Here is a 25,704-nt window from a genome sequence, read left to right on the forward strand (position 1 = left end):
AGCGGCATTAATGGACGACTTGCCCATAGGGCCGATGCTCGCGGTATTGGCCCTGCTGATTTTATGGTCGGGGCTGTTTACCGCCATCGAAGTGGCACAACAGCATTTGCTGGCCCAGCGCACCGCCTCGCGTTCGAGCGACAAACCGGTGGCGAAGCTGAGCTTCCCGCTCAATAGTCTGATTTTCTGCAATACCCTGTGTCGCGCGCTGGTCATGGTCATCAGCACCTTGCTCGCGATTTTCACCTGGTCGGCCAATGGTCCCTGGGCTGCCTGCATCGGCGCCGGCGCCGCACTGCTGATATTCGCCGACTACCTGCCGCGCACCTTCGCCACTCGCTACCCTGACGCCGTGCTGAACCTGGGCAACACCTTGCTCGGTGTTCCTCTGAAAATCATTTACCCGGCCGCCTGGCTGCTCAACGCCATCAGCCAGTTACTGATGCGACCGTTCGCCCGCAAAGTCAAAGTGGTACAGCAGAGCGAAGATGAAATACCCGGGGATCGCCACGACGATCACGACCACAGTGTCTGCCGCCCGCACCCGCTGTCCGGCATCCATGCGCTGGACAACATTACGGTCAACGACATTCTGGTACCGCGCAGTGACGTCGACGGCATCAACCTCGACGACCCGATCGAGGAAATCATCGAGCAATTGCGCCACAACAAGCGTACGCGCCTGCCGGTCTTCCACAGCGACATCAACCAGGTCGAAGCGGTGCTCAATACCCGGCACATTCGTCATTTGCTGCCGGATGCCAGCCTGACCATGGAAGCGCTGATGGCGGCCAGCCATGACCCTTATTTCGTCCCGGAAAGCACCCCGCTGCAGCTGCAATTGCTGAATTTCCACAAGCAGCAGCGCCGCTTGGGCATGGTGGTCGACGAGTACGGCGAAGTGCTTGGCATCGTCACCCTGGAAGACATTCTGGAAGAAATCGTCGGCGAGTTCGAAAGCCAGCACAGCCTCGACAATCCGCACATCCATCCGCAGACCGACGGGCGCCTGGTGATCGATGGTGCGGCGTCGATTCGCGATCTGAACAAGAGCCTCGGCTGGCATCTGCCTAGCGACGGTCCGAAAACCCTTAACGGGTTGGTGACCGAAGCGCTGGAAACCATTCCGGACAGCGCGGTCTGCCTGAAGATCGGTCGCTATCGCCTGGAGATTCTGGAAACCGAAGATAACCGCGTCACGCGGGTGCTGATCTGGCATACCAGCTCGGTGCCTGTTTAGGCCTGAGATAAATCCCAACGAGTAAGCGAGATAACTCCGGTCCATTCCGGGATAGGCGGGCACAAATCGGGACACCCTATGCAATACCCTTGCACCCCACGCAACATAAAAAGCCCCGCTCAGTCATCACCTGACGGGGCAAACATATCGACCTGGCGACGCGCAATCTCATCCTTGCGCACCGCCTTCACAATCTTATAAATCCACTGAAGCGACACCCCCCACTTACGCGCCAGATCGCTTTGATTGGTGCCGTTGAACTCCTCGTAGATCAGCCGATCCCGCCGACTCAACTTACTCGCCAGCCCCATCGGAAAATACACATTCTGCCCACCCCAATGCGCCGCCATACGATCGGCGACCTCCTTGGCCACATGGCGGGCGGAACCCTCATCCATCGACACCAACTCCCTCAGCGAAGCCGCAACGTGTTCAGTCAGATCAACCAGCAACTCCGGCCCCTTGCTTCGGAAGTCACTCATACATCCACCACCGCAGCAGGGCCAGACTCATAAATCCTGCTCCTTTACCGACGAAAACCAAGCCACATCAACGTCCCGAACCGTTACGGTATTGCAGGTAAATTGCCCCGCAGGCACATAGCGAATCCCCCGCAACTGATACCCAAACCTCTCCATAAACAGCTCGACACTGTCCTCTTCGATAAAAATCTTGTTATCCAGCAGCACCAAAAGCCTGATCGAAATACCGGCCTCACGGATTTCGCGAGTCAACTCATTAAAAGCGGAAAGCCTCGCCGGGAACGCCTCAGTCAAAATGCTCAACGGCTCACCCACGGATGCACCCACCAGATTCAAAGCATCCATCTCACACCCCCTTAACGACATCGGCAGTCACCATCGGCACCCCAAGCTGAACAGCCAGATTCATCGCCGCGATAACCAAATTGCCGATCGCCAAGGGGTAAAGCAGCGACACAGTCACGTCCCGCCCTCCATGACGTGCTGGCTGCGACAGCCGCGCAGCAATCGCCTGAATACCACCCTCATCAATAACCTCGCCGAGCGCTTTGCCCGCCCGGTCAAAACGGAACGTCAAAAACTCCTTTAGCCGCGAATGATCAACTGGCGTCAGCGTGACCCGCTCACACCGCTGCACCACCTCACGCACATCCGCATTACGCTCACTCAACTTCACCCCCAGCTCAGGCTGGCCAATCATGATAATGCTCACCAACTTAGTGAACCCGACCTCCAACTCCAGGATGCGCTTAAGGTGCTTCAGCGTCGGGACCGGCAAACTATGAGCCTCCTCAATCACCAAACAATGGCGATACCCGGCCGCATGCGACTCCTTCAACGCCTTATGCAACTGAGCGAACCGCGCCTCAGGACTGCTCTTGGGCTTAGCCAATGGAGCGACGGCCGCCATCATCGACTCGGCAATATGCGTGCTCTTCAGCGATTTACCCTTAACGTCATTGTCCTCGGACGCCAACACATACGGCTCAATGATCATCACCGGGTCATTATTCTCGGCAATGCGATTCACCAAATCCCGGCGAAGCGTACTTTTGCCAGCCCCCGATTCCCCTTCAACCGCCAGGAAACCACCATGGCGAGCCGTCTGATACATCACCTCACGCACATACCGAATATCCGGGCTCACCCACATATCCTGCGCACACTGCAACTCGTCAAACGGGTCCCGAAACAAACCAAAAGCCTTACGAGTCATCGCCTGTAACGTCTGCTTTGGCAGCAACATCAAATCGTCCTCCCCGGACGGCTCTTTCAAAAGGGCCGGACCGGCCGTGTCAGCGCACGGCGGTTCCACATCATCAAACGCATGGGCGACAGCGGCATCATTGGCCCCTGACTCAGTCAAAAACACCCGAATACGCCCCTGTAACTCGGCACAGTCCAGGCTGCGCGGCCAATACCCGTGATTCACCAACTGCGCAACCGTCGCACCGCTCAAGCGCAGAGACTTGGCCAACGCCGATTGAGGCTGGCCCACCGCCTGCAAAACCTTCTTCAGCTTCAACATCACTCACCCCCAACCGCCGCCCGAACCAGGCTGAACGGTGTACGCAAGACCTCAACGGGTCGATTCAGCTCGGCCTCAACGGCGTCCAGCTGCTCCTCAAAAACACCTTCCGGATACCGCTGCTGCAGCCAGCCAAACGTCTCGGCCGTCCAAAGATGGCCAAGGCGCGGGCGCAACAACTTCGCAGCCTCAACATGACTGAGCGGTACAAACTCAACGGAAGGTGCATCAACATTAAGCGCAGTGCCGCGCCGAGGCAGATAAGCCGGCAGCACCGTATCGTTCACATGTTTATGTGGATCAATCAGCCCACCGAACGGCACGGCCTTCGCCTTACGAGCAGCCTGCGCATCGGCCAGACTTGTCGTGCCAGTCGCCATTTGCTCCAACACCTTACGCGACACCTGGGCCGGCGTTTCGGCATGACGCTTGTACTGCTCACCGATCATCGCGGCCGACTCGGCAAACCCAAACGCATCCACCCCAATGCGCTCAATCACGTGATACCGCTCACGCCCGTCATCACCCACCAACACCGCAATCGCTGAATCCTTATCCCGCCAGCAATTGCGAGTGATCAGCAGCTTTTCGCCCACCATCACCCCGGGCACCGAACTCACATCAAACTGAGCACCCCGGAACGAAACCCGCAGCAAATTGCTCACTTTGCGGTCCTCCGGCGTACTCACCGCCAACTCGCGACACACCTCAACACCCGGTGCCAGACGCAACTGCTCCGGCGTAATCAACTGCCAAACCCCATAGCGAGTCCGCCGCGTGCGGGTATGAATAGACGTCGCATTGAAATACCGCATCCACTGGCCAGCCCACGCATTAATCTGCTCCAGACTATTCGCCGCCTGAAACTTCAAAGCACTTTCAAACTCCCGCTCAACAAGATTGTGCGCCTGTTCAACCTGACCCTTGGCCCGCGCATTACCGACCCGATTAATAATCAAATCAATCGACAAAACACGGCATAAATTTCTGAAAATGCCACTCGTCATCGCCGCCCCGGGATCCGTCATCAACACCCAAGGCACCCCATGAAAAGGGTCAGACTCACTGCGTTTCTGCATCGCATTAATCAACACACCGCACAGATTTTCAGCCGACTCCGCGCCCAACACATACTCCACATACAGCGTGCCGCTGGTGTGATCCGTAATCACATAGCGCCACAGCCGCTGGCGCTCGATCTTCTTCAAATTGGCGGGCTTACCGTCGTAAAACTCAGCCATATTCATCACCCGAGCGCCGTCATCGGCCAGATAAAACTGCGTCGAAATCGACGCATCAATCTGCCAAACATGATTAGGATGCTGGCTGGCCAACGACACCGCCGGCGCGTCTTGCAGCAACTGTTCGGGGTGCAACTTATAAGCACGCAACGCCCGGCTAATCGCGCTGCGGCTCAACGGCCGAAACTCCCCCGTCTCCTCATCCAACCGGCCAGCCTTCACCAAGTGATTACTGCGCAAGCGCTCAACGGCCCGCACAATCGTCGACAACTGCTTATTGTTGGCCCGGATCGACTCCATCAACACCGCCGAAATCAACCGCGCCTCCTCAAGCGGCAACGCACTACACCCCGAATCACTGCGACGTTTACGCGGCTTAGCCACACGCACCGTCTTCAAATGGCGTTGCAAGGTTGAAATAGAAACGCCCATCGCCATCGCACCGGCCTGATAGATAGCGGTACGCTCACCATGCGAAGCCGCATCAATGCGCTGTGCCACCTGCATCAACAACTGAATGTGGATCGGACTCATCAATCAGGCCTCCGCAGGCATCAGCCAGACCGCTGCGCCATCCACCTGATCAACCAAATTGAACTCACTTCGAACCGTCCCCAACGTGACCTCCAACTGCCGAATCAAACCGGACTTAAAAGCACGGTGATCCTCGCCGTCGACAGCCAACGCCCCAAGCTTGGCAAACCCCTCACGCAACGGCCCCAACACACTGGCCTCCGCCTCATAAGCAATCGCCGCCACTTCCCCACGTAAAGCCTTCGCCGCCTCATCCGCCGGCATCGCCTGAATCCGCTTACGTGTTAACTCCAACTCCCGCCGGGCCTTATCCAAATCAACAGTCTTCTTCGCCATCACCTCACTTTGCGCGGCGTAATCAGCACTCGACTCATCAAGGCGCCGACCCAGTGCCTCCTTCTCCTTGGCGTGCCGGGCAATAATCTCCTCGGCCAGCTCAACAAACGCCTCCTTATCACCGGCCTTCGCTACCTCAATCAGCGCCGCCTGCTGGTCCTGCGGCAAACGCCGATACTGACCCAACTCCCGGTAACCAATCCCCATCCGCGACATCGACTCCAAAGCCTCCTCACCGAAGGCCCGCAAATTCGCGATATCACGATCCACCTGATCAACCGAACGGCCCAACAACCCACAAAACTCAACCCACGTACCGCTCAGCAACCCTGCACCGTGCGGACTCTTACGCCCGGCCATCCCCCGATACAGCTTGTTCTCCTTCACAAACGCCACCTTCGAAGTCCGCACCGTGCGGGAAAACGCCTCAAACGCGCCTGCCATCTGCGCCTGGCCCAACAACTGATTCACCATGTCCCGCTCATCACTGTGCGAGGCATGAAGCACCGCCATAGCGTTCTGATCAGCCGTCAACATCGCCCCATTCAAAGCAGGCAACGCCAATGCCTCGACGGGAATGCTCTTCGTCCGTGCCATACAACCTCCTTAAACGATCGACCCAGCGGCAATCCGCTGATTGATTTCCTGCATACGCCCCGTCAAACGAACCATGTGCTCGGCATGTGCCTGCGCGATCTGCAACACACCCACCGAATGCGCAAAGCGCCCGTTATCCAGCTTCACCGCCAGACCTTCCTCAATCAGCGTCTGCATCGCTCGCGTGATATTGCTGGGGCTGTCCTGCGTCAGAAAAGCCAGCTCCGAATTACTCAAACCCGTCACCGTGTGGCCCTTCAACGCCTTCAACACGCGCAACACCCGCGCAGCTGCGGACACCGTGCGATTCATAAGCTCGCCTCCGACCCAAACATTTCAGGTAAATTGACACCCTCAATACCAATGGCATTAACCAGCGAACGGGTTAGGCCAGTATTGAAAACACCGAAAACGGTGTGGGTTCGTGGGTTTTTTGTAGGAAGTTTCTTTTTTTGCCCTGCACACCCACACAGCAGGGGTTTTAAAGCGGTAGATTCCAAATAACCGATATCATTTTTCATCGTGAGCCTCACGCCACACAGCAGGTCAGCTCAAGGGCCGTCGCCGGGTCATTACAAATTTCGCCGGCCTTAAGACCTAACTTGATCGCAATCTCGTGGGCCTGACCCCGCACACATTTCTTGCGTCCACCCAACACCTCGAACACCAGGTTGGGCGAAAAACGATTAGCGATTGCCCACTGGGTAATCGAAACACCTTTGGCCTTGAGCTCAGCTCGGGCCTGATCTGCTGTACGTAGCTCCATGGGTTCACTCCGGGGGGCTGCTGGCGCCGCTAAGGTGCCGATTAAATTGCCGTTCGTGGTCGGACGGTGTGAACCCATGATGGAACCAATCGGTTCCTTTTAAAAGGCTTTTTGGTAACCGAATGGTTTCTTTTTGTGAACGGCTGCGCGCAGAACGCACACGACTGGGCCTCAACCAGACCGACTTCGCGGCACTGGCCGGCGTGACCAAGAAAACGCAAATGCTCTACGAAGCAGACGAACGCGTGCCCGACGCTAACTACATGGCCGCCATCGCCAAAGGTGGCGCCGACCTGTACTTCATCATCACCGGGCAAAAAATCGCCGTCCCGCCACCAGCCGCGGCATGGGCCCCCATCGACAGCGAAAAACTCGGTCGAATCATCGAAATGCTAGAGGCCGCAGCCAAACAAGCCGGACGGCGCTGGCCGTCCAAAAAATTGGCCGAAGTCGCCGCAGAGGTCTACAACGCGCTAGGTGAAGATCAAGGGTTTGATGAACCACGCGTTGAGCGAATATTGAAGTTGGTAGTAAATCGCTAAATAGAAAAGGAGTTGTATGCCAAGCGAGGATGAAGACCTGGTAAAAAATCTGTCAGCCAGGCTTTCTGAGGAAATCGAAAATCTCCCCAGGGATGGAAAAGATCACGAACTCACCATCAAAATCAAAGGCAACCGGGGGCACATCAACCTTGGCCACCAGACCTTTGACATAAAAACCGCCAAAGAACCCCCACCAGAAGGCAGCGACCGCGCCCGAGAATGCCCGCAATGTCACCGCGGCACCTGGCGCTACACCCAACTGTGCATGCACTGCGATTACAACCTGCACCGCCACGACGAAGTCGCTGAACACGAAAAAGAACAGGCGCGCAAAGATCGAAACAACCTACAAATGTTGAAGATCTGCGTCACCTGCGTAGGCATCGCCGTGCTGAGCTTTTTCGTCAGAGATTTTCTGCCTGAAACGTTAAAACCTTGGGCCGTAGGCCTGACAGGCGTCTTTGGCTTCTTTGCATTCATGATCATGACCTCACACAAATAAAAAGGCGGCAGACAGCGCTGTAAACGCCGCCGAGTACACGGTCAAGGACGACCAAAGACACCCTAAAAGGAAGTTTTAATGACCGAGAAAAAACAGACCACGCCTTGGAAAGAGCGGCACACCGCCGAAAAAACCACACTGATCGTCGGCTGGTGTCTCATCGCAGTCCTCATGGTCTACGGGTTCCTACCGAGTAAACCCGAACCGACCGAACCCTCACAAACCCTCGTATCTGAAGCAGCACCTCCCACAGCCTTGCACACCATCGCCAGTGCAGAGGCCCTGACCAGCGCAACCCACTACCTGTCGCACTGGACAGCGCCATGGCTGAAGGCATACACCTACTCAAGGCCAACCAACTCCCTGAACTGGCTGCTCACAGCCGAGCATTCAAAGCCTTGCTTGAAGCCGGCCACGTCCAGTTTGGTCGTTCCGTGTTTCAACCGCTGGGCACGTGCAGCTCAGCGGCCGTCTTTGCCAACAGCTGGTGGCACGCGCAACTCATTGCTGCACGCCAAGGGGGGAACGAGTCTATTCCCGGCGCCATCCAAAGCAGCCTAAATGAGTACAAACTTAACCAAACCGAATGCCTGAAGCAGGCAGATCCTTCGACAAACGCTGCGTCGGTAAAATAAAAAAACAAACAGCGAGAAAGCGCTCTAGAGTGCTGACTTAAATAAAAGGCCATCAGGCAGCTACTTACTGAATAACCACAAAAGCATGGAGTCAGCGAATTGAAAAAAAATAATGATGACAATAATCGTCCATCCAAGGAACAGGGCAGCACCAACAAATCCGATCAGACAAATCGCAGACCATTCACGGATGAGCAAAGACGGCGAGGAAATAATGAAGTGGTAGACACTCTCTCCCCACCACCACGGCCTGGCAGAGGGAAATAAGGATGGGAGCGACAACCGATGATCTGGCCGACCGTTGGCACAACACGCTTTTCAGCGTGCGTCGCTCTATCCGTTATCACCAACGCCGTCGTGGGTTCTATGACAGGCTGGATAAAACATCCAATATGCTGTCCTTGATCTTCGGGTCCACCGCGATTTACGGCATCCTTCAGACGAACACCAAAACTTTGGCGCTCATTGCTTCCGCCGCAGTGACCGTTTTCGCATCCATTAACCTGGTAATTGGCAGTGCACAACGCGGCCGCGATCACACGGACTTCATGCGCAAGTATGTAGAACTGGAAAAACGCATGCTCGGCATCGAATCCGAAGAGCGGCTACTAGAAGTTGCTGCGGCGCGATTGAGTATCGAGGCAGAAGAGCCTCCAGTCCTGCATGTTTTAAATGCCATCTGCCACAACGAAACGATGCGGGCCATGGGATACCCAAAAGAGGATTTGCCAAAAATAGGTATCTGCCAAGCTTGGGTATCTCAAGTTTTTGATTTTTGCGAGAGCAGTATCCAAAACCCGAAGCGTGAAAGCGAACCCCAGCCCACTCCTTAAACCCGATTAAAAGCCCCTCCAGCCCACGCCGCCCACCATAGCGGCGTGTGCATATCCAGCGCCCCAAACCCCAGGGCGCCACGACCGGAGGCGTCCCCCCATGCGACCCGAACAACCCCGCGGCATCCGCAACTACAACCCCGGCAACATCCGCCACACCAACGGCACCCGCTGGCAAGGCATGGCCACCGTTCAGCAAGACAACCAATTCGTCCAATACCTAAACCCCCACTGGGGCATCCGCGCCATGGCCCGCGTCCTCATCACCTACCAAGACAAACGCCTCGCCACCAACGGCACCCGCATCGACACCGTGCGCGAAATCGTCGAACGCTGGGCGCCGCCCACAGAAAACAACACCGACGCCTACGTCATCAGCGTGGCCCGCGCCCTAGGCCTCGATCCCGAAGTCGACAGCGTCGACGTCTACGACTTCGACGTCATGCAGGCCTTAGTCACCGTCATCATCCGCCACGAAAACGGCGCGGGCCCGTTGCCAGGCGGCCGCTGGTACGGCGACGCCATCATCGCCGAAGGCCTGGCACTGGCCGGCATCGAACGCGGCACCACCCACGGCCAGACCATGGGAGCCACCGCATGCCACTGATCAACAACTGGCGCCGCAGCCACAGGCTCTACAGCATTCAGATCAGCCTGGTCATCGCCCTGGTCGCGCTCGCCCAACTGGACCTGTTGCCCCTCTGGCAACCCCAACTGTCATCCAAAGCCTACGCCGCCCTCAACAGCGCACTGGCCATCCTCCTGTTCGTCGCACGCCTGATCAAACAAGGCCCCGACCAACCAGCCCTGCGCTAAACCGCAAACCCACAGGCGGTGTTGAATGAACCTGAACGACCTCAACTTCGGCTTCCAGACCGTCCAGTGGCTGATCCTCACCGTACTGGGCGCCTACACCTTCATGACCAAACGCCAGGCCGCCAGCGCCCAGGAACTGCTCGAACTGCGCACCCGCATCGTCGCCCTCGAAGAACACATCCGGCACCTGCCAGACCCAACCGCCGTCACCGACCTATTGGGCGACATGAAAGCCGTACGCGCCGAACTGTCCGGCGTCAAAGACGCCCTCGGCCCCTTAGCCCGATCGCTCGACCGCATCAACGACTACCTGCTGCGAGAAAAAACATGACCCACTACGCCGACTTCCTACGCCAAGACATGCGCCTGGTCATCCTGCGGCTACTGGTCGAAATGCCCGGCTACCGCGCCAACAGCTCCGTCCTCAACACCGCCCTCGACAACTTCGGCCATACCGCCAGCCGCGACCAAGTCAAAACCGAACTGCACTGGCTCGCCGAACAAGGCGCCATGACCCTCGCCGACGTAGGCCCCGTACTCGTCGCCACCCTCACCGAACGCGGCCAAGACATCGCCGCCGGCCGCGCTCGCGTGCCCGGCATCAAACGGCCGGGGGCCTGACCATGGCCGGCAAATCCTCCATCAACCGCCTGCCGTCGGTGGTCAAGGCCTACATCCAAAAGCTCTTGCGCGAAGACCGCCTGACCCTCGACGCCATGCTCGCCGACCTCCAGGCACGCTTCCCCCAAGAAAAAGCCCCCAGCCGCAGCGCCCTGGGCCGCTTCAAAGTCGGCTTCGACGAACTCATCGACAAAGCCCGCCAACAACGCGAAATGGCCGAAGCCTTCGTCGGCGCTTTCGGCGAAGACGCCACCGACAAAACCGGCGCCTTACTCGTCGAAGCCATCTCAACCCTGACCTACCAAGCCGCCATGGGCGCCCACGAAAAAGACGACGTCACCATCGCCGAAGTCTCCGCCTTGGCCCGCGCCGCCAAAGCCACCATGGAAGCGCGAACCCTCAGCGTCAAAGAGCGCCAGGCCATTGAAAAAGCCACCCGCGAACGCCTGCTCCAAGAACAAGCCGCCGAACTCGACAACGCCGTCAAAGCCCAAGGCATGACCGAAGACCAGGCCCTGTTCTGGCGCCAGAAATTCCTCGGCGTCAAACCATGAAACCCTCATCCAGCACACTGCGCGTCATCGAATGGGACGAACTGCCGCCCAGCGTCCGGCAGATCCCCGAAGGCTACAACCCACTGCTCGAAGGCATCCTCATGGCCCACCAGTCCGATTGGCTGGCCATCGATGCGCACATCAAACTCTGTGAAAAAGGCCGCCGCACCGGCATCACCTTCGCCGAAGCACTCGACTCGGTCATCACCGCTGCCTCGCAAAAAATCGCCGGCGGCATGGACTGCTTCTACATCGGCGACACCAAAGAAAAAGGCCTGGAATTCATCGGCTACTGCGCCAAATTCAGCCGCGTCATCGCCGAAGCCCAGGCCTCGGGCGTCAGCCAAATCGAAGAATTCCTCTTCCAAGACCAAGACGACGCCGGCAACACCCGCCAGATCAACGCCTACCGCATCCGCTACGCCTCGGGCTTCAAAATCGTCGCACTGTCCAGCAACCCGGCCGGCGTACGGGGCTTGCAGGGCAAAGTCATCATCGACGAAGCCGCCTTCCACCGCGACGTCTCCGCCGTGCTCGACGCTGCCACGGCGCTGCTGATCTGGGGCGGGCGCATCGTCATCATCAGCACCCACAACGGCAAGGCCAACGCCTTCAACCAAATGGTCAGCGACATCCGCGACCAGCGCTACGGCAGCAGCGCCAAGGTCTTCCGCGCCACCTTCGACGACGCCGTCGCCAACGGTTTGTATGAGCGGGTGTGCTTCATGGCCGGCAAAGTCGCCACACCAGAAGGCAAGGAAGCCTGGTACAAACAAATCCGCAACGCCTACGGCCCACGCAAAGCGCAAATGCGCGAAGAGCTCGACGCCATTCCCCGCGACGGCAACGGCGTCTGCATCCCCGGTATCTGGATCGATGAAGCCATGCGCCCCGGTCGCACCGTCCTGCGCCTGGCACTGGACGACGACTTCACCCAACAGCCGGTCTACCGGCGCGAGGCCTACGTCAACGACTGGATCGAGCGCTACCTGGCACAATTGCTACAGCCGTTAAACCCCCAGCTGCGCCACTTCCTCGGCATGGACTACGCCCGGCACCGTGACTTCTCCATCATCTGCCCGATGTCCGTCGACCAGACGCGGCATCGCGACGTGCCGTTCGTGGTCGAGATGCACAAAGTGCCCACCCGGCAACAGCAGCAGATCCTGTTCTACATCCTGCGCCGGCTGCCGCGTTTTGTCGGTGCCGCACTCGACGCCACCGGCAGTGGCGAAACACTCGCCGAAGACACCGCCGATGAGTTCGGCCACAACCGCATCCAACAAGTAAAAATCACCCGCGCCTGGTACGGCGCCTGGATGCCCAAGTTCGTGCAACTGTTCGAAGACGGCACCGTCACGCTGCCCAAAGACGACTCCCTGCACCAGGACATCCGCGCCATCGAAACCGTCGACGGCATCCCCATGATCGTCAAAGCCCGCAAACAAGACCTCAAAGACCCCGACCTCTACCGCCACGGCGACTTCGCTGGCGCAGGCGCCTTGGCCAACTTCGCCACACTCGAAGTCGCCAGCGGTCCGGTCAACGTTAAATCTCGCCGCCCACGCCAAGGCCAACACATCACCCAGGGGTACGCATGAACACCAACGGCCTGTGGGTCAGCCCCACCGAATTCATAAGCTTCGCCGAAGCCAAACGCAGCACCAGGCTCAACCACCACATCGCCACCCGTGGCCGCGCCGAAACGGGCAGCGTCAGCGGCGCTAATCTGCCCAACCCAGACCCCATCCTCAAAGCCCAAGGCAAAGACATCACCGTCTACCGCGACCTGCGCAGTTCAGCCCTGGTCGGCGGCAACATCCGCCGCCGCAAGGCCGCGGTACTGCCCCTGGAACGCGGCCTGAAACGCGGCGAGGCACCGCCGAATGTCGAGCGCTTCATCACAGATTGGCTCACCGACCTCGACCTGGACCGCATCATTCGCGAGCTGCTCGATGCTCCGTTGTTCGGCTACCAACCCATCGAACTCATGTGGCAACCGCTCGGCCTGCACCAAGTGCCACAAGACCTGCTCGGCAAACCGTCCGAATGGTTCTTCTACGACAAAGACAACGCACTGCGCTTTCGCGCCAAAGACGCCGGCCAAGACGGCGAACTCTGCGACCCGCGACGCTTCATCGTCGCCCGCCAAGACGCCACCTACGCCAACCCCTACGGTTTCCCGGATCTGAGCATGTGCTTCTGGCCGGCCACCTTCATGAAAGGCGGGCTCAAGTTCTGGGTGCAATTCACCGAAAAATACGGCAGCCCCTGGGTCATCGGCAAACACCCACGCGGCGCCACCGACGGCGAAACTGAGCTGCTACTCAACAGCCTCGAAGCCATGGTCCAAGACGCCGTCGCCGCCATCCCGGATGATGCCAGCGTGCAAATCATCGAAGCCGCCGGCAAAGCCGGCAGCGCCGAGGTCTACCGCCAACTGCTGGAGTACTGCCGCAGCGAAATCAACGTCGCCATGCTCGGGCAAAACCAGACCACCGAAAAAGACAGCAACCACGCCAGCGCAACAGCCGGTGCCGAAGTCACCAAAGACATCCGCGACGGCGACGCCGCCATCGTCGCCACCGCGCTAAACGCCTGCATCCGCCAAGTCGTCGACATCAACTTCGGCACCGACGTCGTCGCACCGCTGTATGCGCTGTGGCAACAGGAAGAAATCGACAAAAGCCTGGCCCAGCGAGACAAGGCCCTGACCGACTCCGGCGTCAAATTCACCAACGCCTACTGGCAGCGCACCTACAACCTGCAAGACGGCGACCTGCAAAACGCACCAGGCACCACCGACTCAGCCGAATTCGCCGAGCCAGCCCTACGGCCGTTACTGGATCAACGTGCACTCGACCAAGCCATCGACAGCCTGCCCGCCGAAGTGCTCCAACAACACAGCGAACAAACCCTCAACGCAGTGTTGGCCGAAGCCTCGCCACAACACGAAGACCAGGCACCCGAACAACCGCTCGCGAACCTCTTGTTCATGGCCGACACCTGGGGCCGCCTCAGCGCCAACGCCGACCGGGAAGACTGACATGACCATCCCCGCGAAACGCCTCAACCCAGCCGACCTCAAAGCCATCTTCGGCCTCGAACCCGCCAACGCCATCGCCTATCTCAAGCAAAAGGGCTACGCCATCACCTGGCACTGGCAAGACATGCTCGACCAAGCCCACGACCAAGCCTTCACGGTCACCAAAGCCATGCGTCTGGACCTGCTGTCCGACATCCGCGTCGCACTGGAAACAGCCCTGCAACAAGGCCACACCCTCAAACAATTCACCGCAAACCTAACACCCATCCTCCAAGCCCAAGGCTGGTGGGGTAAACAAATCATCGTGGACAGCCAAGGCACCGCCGAACACGTCCAACTCGGCAGCCCACGCCGCCTCAAAACCATCTACCAAACCAACCTGCAAAGCGCCTACATGGCCGGACGCAAAGCCAGCATGGAACACACCACCAACACCCACCCATACTGGATGCTCATCGCCATCCTCGACGGCAAAACCCGCCCCAGCCATCGGGCACTCCACGGCCAAGTCTTCCGCCACGACGACCCCATCTGGTCCGCCATCTACCCACCCAACGGCTTCAACTGCCGATGCCGCGTCATCGCCCTAAGCGAAGCCGCCGTCAAACGCCGCGGGCTAGCTGTAATTTTCAGCCAAGGAAAGACATTCACCGAAACCATAGAAACCGGCACCAACAAACACACCGGCGAAATCAGAACCGCCACCGTCACAGGCATCCGCCTCACTAATCCCCAAGGCCACACCACCACATTCCGCACTGACCCCGGCTTCAACCACGCCCCCGGCACCGGCGTGGCTAACGCCCTAAAACACGAACAATCCAGCACCTAACCCATGCCAAATCCTACCCATACCCCCGTGTGCGAGCCTGCTCGCGAAAGCGCCAGTCCAACCAACACAGCCCCAAAACCCCAGCACCCACCGGCACCACACACCTGTGGCGAGGGGGCTTGCCCCCGTTGGGCTGCGCAGCAGCCCCAAATCTCTTCCCCACACCCATCCCATCTGACACACCTAAAACCCAAGGATCGAGCAGCCGCCCCATGTTCACCATCGAACTAGAAAACCACCAACTGCAACAAACCCTAAACAAAGTGGAAGAGACCATTGGCGACCTCGCGCCACTCATGTGCAGCATCGCCGCCGAACTCGCCAGCCAGACCGAAGATAATTTTGAAAATGAAGGCCGCCCCGGATGGGCCGAACTGTCAGACACCACCATCGAGAACCGCGCCAAACACGGCCACTGGCCTGGCAAGATCCTTCAAGTCAGTGCCGCCGGCCTGGCCGCCTCGATCACCACCCATGCCACCGATAGCTCGGCACTGGTTGGCAGCAACAAACCGTATGCAGCAATGATGCAATTCGGTGGGGAGCGGGCAGACTTTCCTCGTCTGTGGGGAGATGTTCCGGGGCGTTTATACCTGCCAATGAGTACCGACGGCGAATTACAACCCGAAACGGAAGAAGCAATTCTAGGGTTGGCGATGAATCATTTCGAAAAAGCGGTACGTTTCTAACACCTTCACGCCAGGTCCGAAACGCCAATATGGGTATAGCCGTGGCAGAATTTAATTTCTTTGCTAGTCTCCAACCAACATGTAGATTTTGAGATTCAAGGTGATCGCTATGAAGCTTAAAAAGCTATTCAAGCGGCTCTGGTTATTAAAGTCATTAAGAATAGCTACGATAATCGCAGTAACAATATCAATGGCTGTATCAGTAATGATATCAATACCTTCAGTGGTGGAGTTTTTAGCCCCGCCGATGCTTATTCCAAGTGTAGCTTCAACGCCAACGCCAACGCCAACGCCAACTTCACCGCCGATACCGAAACCCCTATCGATTCCAGAACCCAAATCATCGATAGGGAAAAAATCTAATTCGTCGATAGTCACTGATAGCCGGTATATTATTTTCAATGACAGCACAAAACGTTTCGGCACTCCCACCGATAAGTGGAGTGTCGATAGTGGGAAAATTGAAAATACCACCGCACTAAAAAATGAAAAACCCTACAACACTTATGCTATCCGCCCAAAACTTGACTTCTCTACCATCGATGTAGTTTCTCGCACAGATTCGCCCGTCACCAATACACTCCAACAATGGCAAGATCCACGTGAAGTAGACACCTCAGGCTATCATGGTGTACGAGTTAACTTCGCCACAGATCGGCAATACACCACTAACGACAACAACATAACCTTCACCTCAGAACCAGGGCGACTCAGTTATGGCTATTGCTATGTAAGTATCCCACCGCATCATAAAACTGGGGCTATCGAATCCCCATCCATTCTTAGACTTGAATTTGACGAAGACCCGCAAAAACACGTCATGATTCTGAAGACAGAACTACTATCACACGATATGTTCACTCGAGATATTGGATGGCTAGCACAAGTTTCAAAATCGGGAAGTGCCTTCGTTTTCATTCATGGCTTCAACGTTGGTTTCGATGATGCTGCGAAGCGGACAGCACAAATGGCTTACGATCTTAATTTTGACGGCGTTCCAATATTCTATAGTTGGCCATCTAGAAATTCAGCATCCTTGACCGCCTATGAGGCGGACGAAAGAAACATTGAGCTTTCGGAAGGTAAAATCAAGGATTTTTTGGTTGAGATTCTTTCAGATGCTAGATTTTCAAACGTTTTCGTTGTAGGCCACAGTATGGGAACGCGTGGGCTTGCCAAGGCGATTGGTGCAATAGCAGTAGAAAAACCGGAAGTCATTGGAAAATTGAAGGCAATAGTTCTTGCAGCTCCTGACATTGACGCTGAATTATTCAAGCAGCAAATTGCACCAAGACTTTTGAAGGCAGAGCGAAATATCACGCTGTACGCATCATCCAACGACAAAGCATTAGTTGCATCGCAAAAACTTCATGGGTACCCACGCGCAGGCGATAGTGGCTCTGGGCTGGTGATATTAAAGGGGATGGATACTATCGACGCATCCAACGTTGACACCAGCTTACTTGGCCACTCGTACTATGGGGACGTGCGCTCGATAATTGACGACATGCATTACATCATCCAAGAGTCTCTTCCCGTTAATAAAAGAGCCGGGTTGAGCCCTACAGGAAGCGCCCCTAACAAATACTGGCTATTCAAACCCTAGATTTCAGCCTGGATGATAGTCTGATTATCGGCAGCGAATAACTGGCGCGAGCGCCTCTCAGGACTACAGTCAGTTGCTCAGTGCATTGACTAGGCTGTACAACCCAAATGTCAGTCGGTAATCAAAGAAAGCACCACTGAACATTGTGACGAGAAAGCTGATTCCCACTGGGATGCGTAACAACCTAATGCCAAAAGGCAGAAGCCATCGGGTGATTCGACAGCTAGGCGGACACAGATCCATAGGGGCAAAACCGTCTTCAGGACAACGGCTTATTAAGCCGCCCATCCAGGGCAAAGGGTTCTTGCAGTACCAGCTCATACAACCCATCCGCGAGAGGTGGATTCATCAACAAATTCCAGCTATGCGGCGAAACACTAGAAGGCACCAACACAAACGGGTACTGCTTCAGCAACTCAGCACCGAACTGCTGCTGGCTACGGCTTGGGGTACCCGGTACCAGCCAATTAGGGTTGGCAATGCTCTCGGGCTGCACCACGTAAATCCTGGAGGTGTCCAGCACGCGCGCTTGCGTAAGACGATGGGGTTTACAATCCAGCGCATCGAAATCCTTATGCACCGCCACCTCAAGGATCGCCGTAGAAGCATCCAGTGCAGCATAAACCGTGGCCATCCCTTTAGGGTTCCAGCGCCCACCCACCTTTTCAGCCCCCACACCCGAATTCCAGGTGGCGGCATATTCAGCAGGATCAAGGCGCCAGAAGTGAATCTCACTGCTCAAAGGGTCTTTAGCCATCAATAGACCCCGTACTCGATGCGCGTCAGAAAGTCAGTCACCAACTCATACCCGACCGAATTCGAAATCAGGTCGATAGGCGTCTCACCATCCAGCCCCCGCGCAGGCTTGACCATCCACTGCTCGGCAAGCTCACGCGAACCCAACACATCCGTTGCCTTTTCCAACACCTCGGCATAATTAAGCGCGCGCGTGCTTTGCTCCGGGGTCAACACTTCATCGGGCGTTTTCAGTCGCCGCGCAAGCGTGCGATCAGAGGCGCCAACGATCTTCGACAACACACCGAATTGCTTATACACAGTGCTGTTGTCGATCATGTCCAGCACCGACTGCAGCGGAAAACCGTGCTTAACGGCCCTGTAGATCTCCATACGATCATCGCTGGTTTTGCCAGCAAGCAAGACTGCAACCATCGATGGCACGCGACTTGAACCCGCCAGGGTCACCGTCACCGTATGCTCGCCTCGGCTCATCACGACGACAGGCTGCGAAGTGCGTGGTTTGACCTTGCCTGTGTGGCTGTTAACTTTGACAAACTCACCACCTGCAACATCTTTTTTCTTGGCGCTCATGGCAGCCTCCGTCGCTGCGACATTTGGCATTTACTATAGTGCCAAGTGGCAGAAAATCCTAATCCAACAACGCGAGCCTAAAACACACCTTGGTAGGAGCAAAGCTTGCTCGCGATGAACGATTACGCGGTATCTCGGGCCTGACACAAAAACCAATCACCAGCCAGTAGCACCGAGAAACCTGTGGCGAGGGGGCTTGCCCCCGCTGGACTGCGCAGCAGGCCCATTTGTTGGGACCACTTCGCTGCCCAGCGGGACGCGACAAACTCCCTCTCTACAGGCCAGCGACTACTTAGGTGGCTCAACTTTATCCAACACCCCGTTCGCCGTGATCTCCGCCACCATGATGCTGTTGGAAATCCCCAGCAGCGCATAGCGTGACTCACCCTCCAGATGATCCACCAACTGATGAATCATCACATCGACAGCCGCCAGCGTCTCGACCAAAAAAACCGCCAGGGTTTCAGCCGTGGCCGTGGGGTCCACGGAAAACAGGGTACTGCGCGTTCGCTTGGTGGCTTTGATGTCGGCGTTCGACGGGAAGTGGAAGTTCAGAGCTCGCTCGGCGGCCTCATTGAGCTTCTTTGAATCGGGTTCGTACGGAGAAACCGGATCGGTATCCGGAGGATTCGGAGAAGGCTTGATCATTTTCTGAGTTTTCCTAAAGGTGTGCCAACCCTCTAGCGACTAACGAAAGGGGAGGCAGCTGCACGCAGGTTAGTCGACCGGCAAACTCAGAAATCCGGCGCGCCCAAGGGCGCCCTACGTACAGCCACCATCAAGTGCAGGCAATGAAAAACCTGCATGACAGATGCATGCACAACTGAGTTAACACGGGCGACTAAACCCGATCACTGATGGGCAGTGACACGAATTAAGTTACCGAGTGGCCCCAAAGCGCACAAGCCGGCGGATTCTGGCGCAGCTGTAGGCAACGGCGCAAGGTTTTGTAGCTTTCAGGACGTAACTTTGAGGTCGCTTAAACAAGCAACCTCCGATGAGGTTTAACAAAAGGTGAATACCTACGCACAAATCAAAATACTGCCCCGTGACTAGCTTTTCTTTCTGATCGCAGACGTATTTCGATTTACTCGATCCACCCTCATTTTCATTAGTTCATCGACATCAATATGTTCCAATCCTAAAAACGCCATGCCATTGAATTTTTGAGACATGTAACTTGCCCATGAACCAAAGTAGCTTTTTCCCAGCGGCTTTAGTAGCGAGTATTTTTCTACGTAGTATTTGAGATCCTCACCGTAGGGACCTAAACAGTTTATTTGCAGCATCGCCATTTCTGATTCGCTAAGCTGCGCGCGTACAATATTTGTGTAATTTCTTTTACGAAGATAATCCATGTAAAATTTTCTTTTGCCGGAAGTAAAAGAATCGTCTCTGACATCCGACTGTACGTCTTGACTGGTATCTATCATTTTCATGATCCAGTAAAGATTACGAAAATAATGACCAACGACACTTACATTATTGCTGCAAAACTGTTTGATTTCGCTTCGTATACTCTCATCTGTTGCGAGAGCTGGATTTAAACTTCCAGCTCTATAGGAGTTGGAGTGTTTGAATTTTTTCACAAACATATCAATTGCATCTCGCCCTTCGCTAATCTTTCCTTGCAGGCCAACGCTTTTGATATCCCCTAATATCTTCGCATGTACATCAAGCATACCAAACAAAGTTGATTCAAACATTTGTTTTGAATAGACAGCTGTTTGTTGCCTTTGCTCTTGTGTGGCAGTTTTAGCCTCAAGTTGGGCAGCTTTCATCTCGGCCCGCTGCAAAGACATCGTTTTCAGAACGGCCATCAACGCTAGAAAACTCAAAAGAGGATTCAAAAACCCACCCGCAAAATCCCCTAGCTGCCCCCAATAGCTTGCGGTTGCACTATTCACGACCACTAATTTTGGGATATCAATCCCCTCAAAAAAGTGGAAATACAAAGCGCCAAACACGCTCCCGCAAGCAATGACCGCAAGAAATGAAACGCCAACAAAGAAAAGGTTCTTCTTTACATAGCTAGCAGGGGGAGTTAAGGCATCAACGAACGTTGACGTAATTTTTTCCAAAACACCAACACAAGCCTTTAATACTTCCTTAAACGTCATACTCACTCCACAGAATCCAGCAAAAATAATCCGCCTACCCTGATTATCTAGGGTGCGCATCAGGGGGGGGGATTTTCAGATAATGGCACATAGCCAAGATTAACAAAAATTGTTCTTCTGGATAAATATTTCTCTCTTTGATGACCGCACCGCACGCCCGACATCGTATTTCGGCGACTCGTCATCAATCCCAGACATCTATGCTAGCCTAGCGACATCACTCAAGGTCGAAACATAGGAACAAATACAATGGAACTTCCCAACCTCAACTGGGGATCAGTAGCTGACTGGGCTGCGGCGTTCGGATCAGTATTCGCAGCGTTGGTGGCTCTCCATTTGGGACGGCAAGCAGGTCGAATCAAGCTCTCAGCTTTCTGTGGAATTAGGGTTATAGTTTCCGGAAGCAAGCAAGATCGTCTCGTCTCAATCATGGTCACGAATGTAGGGGACCGACCAGTACGAATTTCTACGATCGGCCTTAGCCATGGACTGTTTAGGAGGACCCACGGAATAATCAAGATTGGGGCGCCTACAGAATTCTGCGAAAGCCTCCTGCGCGTCCTCAACGACGGCGACCAAGCCCATTTTGGCTTTGCCTTAGACTCTGATACCAACTGGATCGCGTTTCAGGGGAGGGAGTTTCGTAACTGGATCGATCTTGCGACTTTCCGCGTGATGATTTATTGCACCAACGGGCAAAGTATAAAGGTCAAGCCAGAGTGCCAGTTGCTCGATGAAATCAGGACGCGAATGAAACAGCACGCGATGCAATCGCGTGCGTAAATTTGACGTAGCCTCAGATGGAACGATATCTAGGTTGCGACAGAATGGGCAATCAGTCGACGCTCTCGACCAAGCACGTACGACTGATTGCGGTTTCGCAATTAAGTTAAGCGCGTTTTCAACGCTCTTCGATCTGCTATATCGTTTTGAACCAAAACAGACCGATGCATACGACCAAAGTCAGCCCGATGGTGAAGCGGCCTGTTTTCTGGGGGCAGCAACGTCTAAAGGCCCAGCACAACGGACAGGCCTCTGCTTTTTTCTTCTCTGCTCTCAAATACGTATAAGCTTCGTTAAGGGCTGAAAACTTCGATTGCGAAGACTCTACTGCGTCCAAACGCTCCGCCAAGTAGTCAAACATCCTGTGCTCGAAGATATTACTCTTCCACGTCTCTACGACGGATAACGCCCGAACCTGCATCGGAAGTGAGACGCCTTCACGCTGGCCAGGATCAAAGTAATCAAATATAAAACCGAACTGTTCGTAAAACCGGTTACGTCGCGCCTTATTGTCACCGCGTGCCTGTCCAGTTAGCAGCTTGATGGGGTTAACCTCAGCGTCAGGCCACTGCTTTACCCATTCAACGATCACGTTCATCAAGTAGGTGCCAACCCGTTGCCCATACAACTCGGGCAAACCAAGAAAAACAGCACCGTTGGTCACCGAAGACGAGGTTAGAGAAACGGTATTCAGAAGACGCGAATAGCTGCCGTCAAATTGGCCATGGCCACTCTCGTAGGACGAGTGCCTGGCCGTGATTCTTTGATACGACAAACGGATTGACGCCTCGCAGATTTGACCGTCTAGAGGATCGCGCACATACACTTCTTCGCGCTCGACGACGATCCAACCAAGCGGCGACTCGTCAACGCGCTCTTTATCTCTGATCTCCAGAACCAAAATGCGTGGTTTCATACCTTTTCGCTCAGGCCAAGCCCTATCAAAAGAAGGCAGTGCCATCAGTTCGTCCGTTGCTGGTTGTCGGAAAGTGGGAAAAAAAGCTCATCTACTTTTGTAGTGATGCGTCCCACAATAGGCGCCAGCTCTTGCGCGAGCGATCTAATCGCATCAGCGGTATCGCCCATGCCTAGTTGGCCGGCCATGAACGCTACACCGTCGTTAAACAGCTGGTCGTGTTTCTCATCAGAGAACTCTTCACCGTCCTTCTGCGCACGCTCTGCATTGCTGATCAAAAGTACTCGAGCATGTTGGAGGGTTTGCTCATAATCGCGGTTGTTCATTTCGATCGCTGCGATTAAGCCCTTTGCGCGCATATAGAAGTGAACGACATCCTTTGCCAGTTCCCGCGGCAGAAGGTTTAGTGCTGGCGGCCCCGAGTCGAAAATAGGGAACGGATTTTTCCCAATTGGCAATATATTCAAGAAAGGTGTGCCCTCAGCGTGCGTCGACAACTCATCGCCGCATTCTTCTTTGAACAGCTCCCATGCACTGGCAATCTCTGTACGCAAGAGCATTAACGTCGTAATCATTCTCTCCCTGTCCGCCGCTTCCTCCTTCTTCAACGCCAATTCATGAGCATTAGTCGCCCCCTTCAACGTAAAGAAACCGCCAATAAATGCCCCTACAAGGCCTGAAACCATACTGATGTAAGCATCAGGGCTTCCCAAATCCATACGTTTCTTGCTCCAGTATTTTCATGCATAGGGTGCCGATTGCAGGAGCTCATCCTCGCTGCGTTCACCGGTTGTCCCCACGTCGAGTCGCGCTGAAACAGTCAGCAAGTCGTAAACGCTTTATAAAACCTGACAATAGCATTGCGCATCAATAGATCCCCTCGCAATGCCAAGCCGACCTCCTTCGGCCAATAATTCGGTCATCTCACTAGGCCTGCTAGAACCCAATCCAGCCACGTTCCACAACTGCGCATACCAGCGACCGAGGATGGCAGCCATCAAGATTCACCGAGTAAAGCCGACACAGAGGGATCAAAAAACACTTCCCTCGCAAGGAAGCGACCACAAAACTACGGCTTGGCAAACAAGCGTCTGGCCAACAAGGAGCTTTACCCAATGCTAGACCTCATCTACATCGTGGAAGAACCAACCACATCCAACCCAACCCAGGGCAGTGGCACCAGCTCCTCAGTAAATTTCACAATGCCTGGTCGTGACGGCAACATCGGTGGCATAACGGGTGGCGCGGCTCTCGCCGGTGTTACAGGCGCAGCAGCATTTGCAACCGGTGCGAGGTTACTCGTCGGCCCGATACTGCCAGCCGCCTTGATGGCCTCCGCATTGATTAGTGTTCCGAGTTTGCTGCCTTCGCTCACAAAGGAGCGCAGCGCAAAAAGCGAAGAGATAGAAGCAGCGAAGCTAGAAGAGGCACGTTTACTCGCCGCGTATGTACAACAACACTCATTGTCCCGCAGCCAAGCTAAGGCCGCAGGCTACCGCTTCCAGCCGGGCCATCCTGTCGTTGGCAAGACTTATCGGAAACACCCGCTGACCGACTACCCGAATCCGGATAACGGGAGTCTCTACATCCCAAGCGATAGCTACGATGCCATCCTTCTGGAAGAGCGCGAGTCGGAACTGATCAAGCTATTGGTTCACCTCGGGGCCACCAAAATCAGCATCACTAAAAAAGCTTCCGATAAAACCCGCAGCACCGTCACTGCTGAAGCATCGGTTCAAGTCGGCCCTATGGGTGGTGGCGACGTCAGTTACACAGGTAAGACCGAACGCGACACCGACACATTAGATACCCGTGAATTCTCACTAACCGGCAGGCCTTGGAAAGCCGACAGCAAAGTCGAACGTGAAAACTTCTTTTGGCTCTCCTATGAGCCCTCCTGGAAAGCCGTAGTGTTTGCCCGCGAAGTCGGCGGCTGCCTGACAGCCTCTCTGGAAATTAAAGAAAACACGTCATTTTCCACGGACAAAAACCTGGAACTGTCGGTCAAGGCAAAACTAGTTGAGGTCGGCGCGCAGGCAGGTATTTCGAATCTCGGGGCAGAAGAAAAAACATACTTCGTCAGGGCGGAATTCGCGCCGATAAACCATAGCGTTTGACCAAGAATCTAGCCGCTCAGGAGTGGCCTCGATAGAAGCCACTCCGTTCTTTTCTCGGGCGATTGCTCACTGCCACAACCTCTCTAAACTCGATTAAAAGCCCCACCACAAACGCCACCCCAAGCTGTGCGCACCATCTCCACCAAAGCGCACCTCGATGAACCCACTCCACATCTTCAAACCCGGCACCCACACCGCCCAATGCGGCACCACCCTCAACTTCACCGAAACCGACCTAGCGGCCACCGTCGCCGCTTACAACCCAGCCCTTCACGAAGCCCCACTGGTCATCGGTCACCCGCAACACAACGCACCCGCGGCCGGCTGGGTCAAATCTCTGTCCGCCACCGCCCACGGCCTCATCGCCGAGCCCCAACAAATCGACGCTACCTTCGCTGAGCAAATTGCCAAGGGCAGCTACAAAAAAATCTCCGCCTCCTTCTACCACCCAACCGCACCCAACAACCCGGTGCCCGGTGTTTACTACCTGCGTCACGTCGGTTTCCTCGGCGCCCAACCGCCGGCGGTCAAAGGCCTACGTCCCATCGAACTGGCCGAAGGCGAGCCCGGCGTTATTCAGTTCAGTGAAGCTTCGCTGCAAGCGCCATCGCCTAAACCGACCGGCGCAGTGCTCTCCGTAACGGACCCGCACACCATCGCACTCCAAGCGGAAAACAAGCGCCTCAAAGCAGAAATCGCCCAGCGCGATAACGCAGCTCGCATCGCCGCGCAAAGCGCCATCCACACCGCCAGCGTCGACTACGCCGAGAAGCTCGTGGCCGCAGGCATGAAGCCCGTCCACGCACCCACCATCATTGCCGCACTGGATTACGCAGAGTCGAGTGATAAGTCCCTGGAATTCGGCGAAGCCGACGCCCGCCAACCCTTAAGCGAAGGCCTCAAGTCCCTCTTCAATGACCTCGCCGGCGCCATCAGCTTCACCGAAGTCGCCACCAAAACCCGCGCCGACAACACCAACACCCCAACCACCGAAAACCCCTTACTCGCCGACGCCGAAGCCCGCGCCCAACGATAGGAG

At 55.7% G+C, this 25,704-nt stretch carries 32 protein-coding genes; 18 read left to right on the plus strand and 14 right to left on the minus strand.

Going from position 1 to position 25,704, the window contains the following annotated elements; translation table 11 throughout:
* Positions 1-10 precede the first annotated feature (10 nt).
* Entirely contained in the window at positions 11-1,240 is a 1,230-nt protein-coding gene (locus tag J2X66_RS09600; RefSeq protein WP_310263496.1) for a transporter associated domain-containing protein, read from the plus strand.
* 119 nt (positions 1,241-1,359) lie between these two features.
* On the opposite strand, the gene J2X66_RS09605 is transcribed toward J2X66_RS09600, so the two are convergent.
* From J2X66_RS09605 to J2X66_RS09640, 8 genes are read right to left on the minus strand one after another with little or no spacing between them, the layout of a single operon-like run.
* A complete protein-coding gene (locus J2X66_RS09605) occupies positions 1,360-1,722 on the minus strand; it encodes a Mor transcription activator family protein (protein ID WP_310263498.1) in 363 nt (120 codons plus the stop codon).
* Positions 1,723-1,749: 27 nt separating this feature from the next.
* The gene (locus J2X66_RS09610; RefSeq protein ID WP_310263500.1) at positions 1,750-2,067 is read right to left on the minus strand and encodes a hypothetical protein; all 318 of its coding nucleotides are present in this window, start codon (positions 2,065-2,067) and stop codon (positions 1,750-1,752) included.
* A gap of 1 nt (position 2,068) precedes the next feature.
* The gene (locus J2X66_RS09615) at positions 2,069-3,250 is read right to left on the minus strand and encodes an AAA family ATPase (protein WP_310263502.1); all 1,182 of its coding nucleotides are present in this window, start codon (positions 3,248-3,250) and stop codon (positions 2,069-2,071) included.
* Positions 3,250-5,025 (minus strand): DDE-type integrase/transposase/recombinase, encoded by a 1,776-nt coding sequence (locus tag J2X66_RS09620; RefSeq protein WP_310263504.1) that lies wholly within the window; start codon positions 5,023-5,025, stop codon positions 3,250-3,252. Before J2X66_RS09620 ends, J2X66_RS09615 begins: the two co-directional genes overlap by 1 nt.
* A 3-nt stretch (positions 5,026-5,028) precedes the next feature.
* Positions 5,029-5,958, minus strand: coding sequence for a hypothetical protein (locus J2X66_RS09625; RefSeq protein WP_310263506.1), 930 nt, complete (start codon positions 5,956-5,958; stop codon positions 5,029-5,031).
* A 9-nt stretch (positions 5,959-5,967) separates the two neighbouring features.
* Positions 5,968-6,270, minus strand: coding sequence for a helix-turn-helix domain-containing protein (locus J2X66_RS09630; protein WP_310263508.1), 303 nt, complete (start codon positions 6,268-6,270; stop codon positions 5,968-5,970).
* Positions 6,267-6,479, minus strand: a complete 213-nt coding sequence (locus J2X66_RS09635) for a hypothetical protein (protein ID WP_310263510.1) — start codon at positions 6,477-6,479, stop codon at positions 6,267-6,269. The genes J2X66_RS09630 and J2X66_RS09635 overlap by 4 nt, the downstream gene beginning before the upstream one ends.
* A gap of 8 nt (positions 6,480-6,487) precedes the next feature.
* Positions 6,488-6,724: a DNA-binding protein gene (locus tag J2X66_RS09640; protein WP_310263511.1), complete on the minus strand. Its 237-nt coding sequence runs from the start codon at positions 6,722-6,724 to the stop codon at positions 6,488-6,490.
* A 122-nt stretch (positions 6,725-6,846) separates the two neighbouring features.
* On the opposite strand from J2X66_RS09640, the gene J2X66_RS09645 reads away from it, so the two are divergent.
* The 14 genes from J2X66_RS09645 (at position 6,847) to J2X66_RS09710 (ending at position 17,400) form a co-directional block, all read left to right on the plus strand.
* Entirely contained in the window at positions 6,847-7,266 is a 420-nt protein-coding gene (locus J2X66_RS09645; RefSeq protein WP_310263513.1) for a helix-turn-helix transcriptional regulator, read from the plus strand.
* A gap of 16 nt (positions 7,267-7,282) precedes the next feature.
* A complete protein-coding gene (locus tag J2X66_RS09650) occupies positions 7,283-7,768 on the plus strand; it encodes a hypothetical protein (RefSeq protein WP_310263516.1) in 486 nt (161 codons plus the stop codon).
* A gap of 78 nt (positions 7,769-7,846) precedes the next feature.
* The gene (locus J2X66_RS09655; protein WP_310263518.1) at positions 7,847-8,329 is read left to right on the plus strand and encodes a hypothetical protein; all 483 of its coding nucleotides are present in this window, start codon (positions 7,847-7,849) and stop codon (positions 8,327-8,329) included.
* Positions 8,330-8,672: 343 nt separating this feature from the next.
* Complete coding sequence (locus tag J2X66_RS09660) at positions 8,673-9,236, plus strand: hypothetical protein (protein WP_310263520.1); 564 nt, start codon at positions 8,673-8,675, stop codon at positions 9,234-9,236.
* A 100-nt stretch (positions 9,237-9,336) separates the two neighbouring features.
* Entirely contained in the window at positions 9,337-9,843 is a 507-nt protein-coding gene (locus J2X66_RS09665; RefSeq protein WP_310263523.1) for a structural protein, read from the plus strand.
* On the plus strand, positions 9,834-10,052 hold the full coding sequence (locus J2X66_RS09670; RefSeq protein WP_310263525.1) for a hypothetical protein: 219 nt from the start codon (positions 9,834-9,836) through the stop codon (positions 10,050-10,052). Before J2X66_RS09665 ends, J2X66_RS09670 begins: the two co-directional genes overlap by 10 nt.
* 25 nt (positions 10,053-10,077) lie before the next feature.
* Positions 10,078-10,383, plus strand: coding sequence for a DUF2730 domain-containing protein (locus J2X66_RS09675; RefSeq protein ID WP_149420536.1), 306 nt, complete (start codon positions 10,078-10,080; stop codon positions 10,381-10,383).
* Positions 10,380-10,673: a hypothetical protein gene (locus J2X66_RS09680; RefSeq protein ID WP_046056673.1), complete on the plus strand. Its 294-nt coding sequence runs from the start codon at positions 10,380-10,382 to the stop codon at positions 10,671-10,673. The genes J2X66_RS09675 and J2X66_RS09680 overlap by 4 nt, the downstream gene beginning before the upstream one ends.
* Before the next feature lie 2 nt (positions 10,674-10,675).
* Positions 10,676-11,227: a phage protein Gp27 family protein gene (locus tag J2X66_RS09685; protein WP_310263527.1), complete on the plus strand. Its 552-nt coding sequence runs from the start codon at positions 10,676-10,678 to the stop codon at positions 11,225-11,227.
* Complete coding sequence (locus J2X66_RS09690) at positions 11,224-12,828, plus strand: hypothetical protein (RefSeq protein ID WP_310263529.1); 1,605 nt, start codon at positions 11,224-11,226, stop codon at positions 12,826-12,828. The genes J2X66_RS09685 and J2X66_RS09690 overlap by 4 nt, the downstream gene beginning before the upstream one ends.
* Positions 12,825-14,273, plus strand: a complete 1,449-nt coding sequence (locus tag J2X66_RS09695) for a DUF935 family protein (protein WP_310263531.1) — start codon at positions 12,825-12,827, stop codon at positions 14,271-14,273. The genes J2X66_RS09690 and J2X66_RS09695 overlap by 4 nt, the downstream gene beginning before the upstream one ends.
* Position 14,274: 1 nt before the next feature.
* A complete protein-coding gene (locus tag J2X66_RS09700) occupies positions 14,275-15,105 on the plus strand; it encodes a phage minor head protein (protein WP_310263534.1) in 831 nt (276 codons plus the stop codon).
* Positions 15,106-15,317: 212 nt separating this feature from the next.
* A complete protein-coding gene (locus tag J2X66_RS09705) occupies positions 15,318-15,794 on the plus strand; it encodes a phage virion morphogenesis protein (RefSeq protein ID WP_310263536.1) in 477 nt (158 codons plus the stop codon).
* Positions 15,795-15,903: 109 nt separating this feature from the next.
* Positions 15,904-17,400 carry an alpha/beta hydrolase gene (locus J2X66_RS09710; RefSeq protein ID WP_310263538.1) on the plus strand — a complete coding sequence of 499 codons (1,497 nt, stop codon included), beginning with the start codon at positions 15,904-15,906 and terminating at the stop codon, positions 17,398-17,400.
* Positions 17,401-17,659: 259 nt separating this feature from the next.
* On the opposite strand, the gene J2X66_RS09715 is transcribed toward J2X66_RS09710, so the two are convergent.
* The 4 genes from J2X66_RS09715 to J2X66_RS09730 form a co-directional block, all read right to left on the minus strand.
* Complete coding sequence (locus J2X66_RS09715) at positions 17,660-18,157, minus strand: RES domain-containing protein (protein WP_310263540.1); 498 nt, start codon at positions 18,155-18,157, stop codon at positions 17,660-17,662.
* The gene (locus J2X66_RS09720) at positions 18,157-18,729 is read right to left on the minus strand and encodes an antitoxin Xre/MbcA/ParS toxin-binding domain-containing protein (RefSeq protein ID WP_310263542.1); all 573 of its coding nucleotides are present in this window, start codon (positions 18,727-18,729) and stop codon (positions 18,157-18,159) included. Before J2X66_RS09720 ends, J2X66_RS09715 begins: the two co-directional genes overlap by 1 nt.
* Before the next feature lie 288 nt (positions 18,730-19,017).
* Positions 19,018-19,377 carry a DUF6124 family protein gene (locus J2X66_RS09725; RefSeq protein WP_310263544.1) on the minus strand — a complete coding sequence of 120 codons (360 nt, stop codon included), beginning with the start codon at positions 19,375-19,377 and terminating at the stop codon, positions 19,018-19,020.
* A gap of 404 nt (positions 19,378-19,781) precedes the next feature.
* Positions 19,782-20,849: a putative phage abortive infection protein gene (locus J2X66_RS09730; RefSeq protein ID WP_310263546.1), complete on the minus strand. Its 1,068-nt coding sequence runs from the start codon at positions 20,847-20,849 to the stop codon at positions 19,782-19,784.
* Between the two features lie 249 nt (positions 20,850-21,098).
* Here J2X66_RS09730 and J2X66_RS09735 point away from each other — a divergent pair, with 249 nt between their 5' ends.
* Positions 21,099-21,632: a hypothetical protein gene (locus J2X66_RS09735; protein WP_310263548.1), complete on the plus strand. Its 534-nt coding sequence runs from the start codon at positions 21,099-21,101 to the stop codon at positions 21,630-21,632.
* 136 nt (positions 21,633-21,768) lie between these two features.
* Here J2X66_RS09735 and J2X66_RS09740 read toward each other — a convergent pair whose 3' ends face one another.
* A complete protein-coding gene (locus tag J2X66_RS09740; protein ID WP_310263550.1) occupies positions 21,769-22,593 on the minus strand; it encodes a hypothetical protein in 825 nt (274 codons plus the stop codon).
* Positions 22,593-23,267 carry a hypothetical protein gene (locus J2X66_RS09745; protein WP_310263552.1) on the minus strand — a complete coding sequence of 225 codons (675 nt, stop codon included), beginning with the start codon at positions 23,265-23,267 and terminating at the stop codon, positions 22,593-22,595. The genes J2X66_RS09740 and J2X66_RS09745 overlap by 1 nt, the downstream gene beginning before the upstream one ends.
* A gap of 396 nt (positions 23,268-23,663) precedes the next feature.
* On the opposite strand from J2X66_RS09745, the gene J2X66_RS09750 reads away from it, so the two are divergent.
* Positions 23,664-24,665: a hypothetical protein gene (locus J2X66_RS09750; RefSeq protein WP_310263554.1), complete on the plus strand. Its 1,002-nt coding sequence runs from the start codon at positions 23,664-23,666 to the stop codon at positions 24,663-24,665.
* A 157-nt stretch (positions 24,666-24,822) separates the two neighbouring features.
* Complete coding sequence (locus J2X66_RS09755; RefSeq protein ID WP_310263556.1) at positions 24,823-25,701, plus strand: phage protease; 879 nt, start codon at positions 24,823-24,825, stop codon at positions 25,699-25,701.
* The last annotated feature ends 3 nt before the right edge of the window (positions 25,702-25,704 follow it).

The organism is Pseudomonas sp. 3296, assembly GCF_031456615.1.
GTDB classification, from domain to species: domain Bacteria; phylum Pseudomonadota; class Gammaproteobacteria; order Pseudomonadales; family Pseudomonadaceae; genus Aquipseudomonas; species Aquipseudomonas mucoides.

What these genes read in the sequence shown, in the direction of transcription:
- J2X66_RS09630 (WP_310263508.1), bottom strand. Translation starts at nt 6,270, where the DNA reads ATGAATCGCACGGTGTCCGCAGCTGCGCGGGTGTTGCGCGTGTTGAAG.
- J2X66_RS09755 (WP_310263556.1), top strand. Translation starts at nt 24,823, where the DNA reads ATGAACCCACTCCACATCTTCAAACCCGGCACCCACACCGCCCAATGC.
- J2X66_RS09730 (WP_310263546.1), bottom strand. Translation starts at nt 20,849, where the DNA reads ATGACGTTTAAGGAAGTATTAAAGGCTTGTGTTGGTGTTTTGGAAAAA.
- J2X66_RS09650 (WP_310263516.1), top strand. Translation starts at nt 7,283, where the DNA reads ATGCCAAGCGAGGATGAAGACCTGGTAAAAAATCTGTCAGCCAGGCTT.
- J2X66_RS09655 (WP_310263518.1), top strand. Translation starts at nt 7,847, where the DNA reads ATGACCGAGAAAAAACAGACCACGCCTTGGAAAGAGCGGCACACCGCC.
- J2X66_RS09625 (WP_310263506.1), bottom strand. Translation starts at nt 5,958, where the DNA reads ATGGCACGGACGAAGAGCATTCCCGTCGAGGCATTGGCGTTGCCTGCT.
- J2X66_RS09680 (WP_046056673.1), top strand. Translation starts at nt 10,380, where the DNA reads ATGACCCACTACGCCGACTTCCTACGCCAAGACATGCGCCTGGTCATC.
- J2X66_RS09615 (WP_310263502.1), bottom strand. Translation starts at nt 3,250, where the DNA reads ATGTTGAAGCTGAAGAAGGTTTTGCAGGCGGTGGGCCAGCCTCAATCG.
- J2X66_RS09720 (WP_310263542.1), bottom strand. Translation starts at nt 18,729, where the DNA reads ATGAGCGCCAAGAAAAAAGATGTTGCAGGTGGTGAGTTTGTCAAAGTT.
- J2X66_RS09695 (WP_310263531.1), top strand. Translation starts at nt 12,825, where the DNA reads ATGAACACCAACGGCCTGTGGGTCAGCCCCACCGAATTCATAAGCTTC.
- J2X66_RS09725 (WP_310263544.1), bottom strand. Translation starts at nt 19,377, where the DNA reads ATGATCAAGCCTTCTCCGAATCCTCCGGATACCGATCCGGTTTCTCCG.
- J2X66_RS09620 (WP_310263504.1), bottom strand. Translation starts at nt 5,025, where the DNA reads ATGAGTCCGATCCACATTCAGTTGTTGATGCAGGTGGCACAGCGCATT.
- J2X66_RS09690 (WP_310263529.1), top strand. Translation starts at nt 11,224, where the DNA reads ATGAAACCCTCATCCAGCACACTGCGCGTCATCGAATGGGACGAACTG.
- J2X66_RS09700 (WP_310263534.1), top strand. Translation starts at nt 14,275, where the DNA reads ATGACCATCCCCGCGAAACGCCTCAACCCAGCCGACCTCAAAGCCATC.
- J2X66_RS09660 (WP_310263520.1), top strand. Translation starts at nt 8,673, where the DNA reads ATGGGAGCGACAACCGATGATCTGGCCGACCGTTGGCACAACACGCTT.
- J2X66_RS09600 (WP_310263496.1), top strand. Translation starts at nt 11, where the DNA reads ATGGACGACTTGCCCATAGGGCCGATGCTCGCGGTATTGGCCCTGCTG.
- J2X66_RS09645 (WP_310263513.1), top strand. Translation starts at nt 6,847, where the DNA reads ATGGTTTCTTTTTGTGAACGGCTGCGCGCAGAACGCACACGACTGGGC.
- J2X66_RS09735 (WP_310263548.1), top strand. Translation starts at nt 21,099, where the DNA reads ATGGAACTTCCCAACCTCAACTGGGGATCAGTAGCTGACTGGGCTGCG.
- J2X66_RS09705 (WP_310263536.1), top strand. Translation starts at nt 15,318, where the DNA reads ATGTTCACCATCGAACTAGAAAACCACCAACTGCAACAAACCCTAAAC.
- J2X66_RS09665 (WP_310263523.1), top strand. Translation starts at nt 9,337, where the DNA reads ATGCGACCCGAACAACCCCGCGGCATCCGCAACTACAACCCCGGCAAC.
- J2X66_RS09635 (WP_310263510.1), bottom strand. Translation starts at nt 6,479, where the DNA reads ATGAAAAATGATATCGGTTATTTGGAATCTACCGCTTTAAAACCCCTG.
- J2X66_RS09710 (WP_310263538.1), top strand. Translation starts at nt 15,904, where the DNA reads ATGAAGCTTAAAAAGCTATTCAAGCGGCTCTGGTTATTAAAGTCATTA.
- J2X66_RS09640 (WP_310263511.1), bottom strand. Translation starts at nt 6,724, where the DNA reads ATGGAGCTACGTACAGCAGATCAGGCCCGAGCTGAGCTCAAGGCCAAA.
- J2X66_RS09610 (WP_310263500.1), bottom strand. Translation starts at nt 2,067, where the DNA reads ATGGATGCTTTGAATCTGGTGGGTGCATCCGTGGGTGAGCCGTTGAGC.
- J2X66_RS09605 (WP_310263498.1), bottom strand. Translation starts at nt 1,722, where the DNA reads ATGAGTGACTTCCGAAGCAAGGGGCCGGAGTTGCTGGTTGATCTGACT.
- J2X66_RS09750 (WP_310263554.1), top strand. Translation starts at nt 23,664, where the DNA reads ATGCTAGACCTCATCTACATCGTGGAAGAACCAACCACATCCAACCCA.
- J2X66_RS09740 (WP_310263550.1), bottom strand. Translation starts at nt 22,593, where the DNA reads ATGGCACTGCCTTCTTTTGATAGGGCTTGGCCTGAGCGAAAAGGTATG.
- J2X66_RS09685 (WP_310263527.1), top strand. Translation starts at nt 10,676, where the DNA reads ATGGCCGGCAAATCCTCCATCAACCGCCTGCCGTCGGTGGTCAAGGCC.
- J2X66_RS09675 (WP_149420536.1), top strand. Translation starts at nt 10,078, where the DNA reads ATGAACCTGAACGACCTCAACTTCGGCTTCCAGACCGTCCAGTGGCTG.
- J2X66_RS09670 (WP_310263525.1), top strand. Translation starts at nt 9,834, where the DNA reads ATGCCACTGATCAACAACTGGCGCCGCAGCCACAGGCTCTACAGCATT.
- J2X66_RS09745 (WP_310263552.1), bottom strand. Translation starts at nt 23,267, where the DNA reads ATGGATTTGGGAAGCCCTGATGCTTACATCAGTATGGTTTCAGGCCTT.
- J2X66_RS09715 (WP_310263540.1), bottom strand. Translation starts at nt 18,157, where the DNA reads ATGGCTAAAGACCCTTTGAGCAGTGAGATTCACTTCTGGCGCCTTGAT.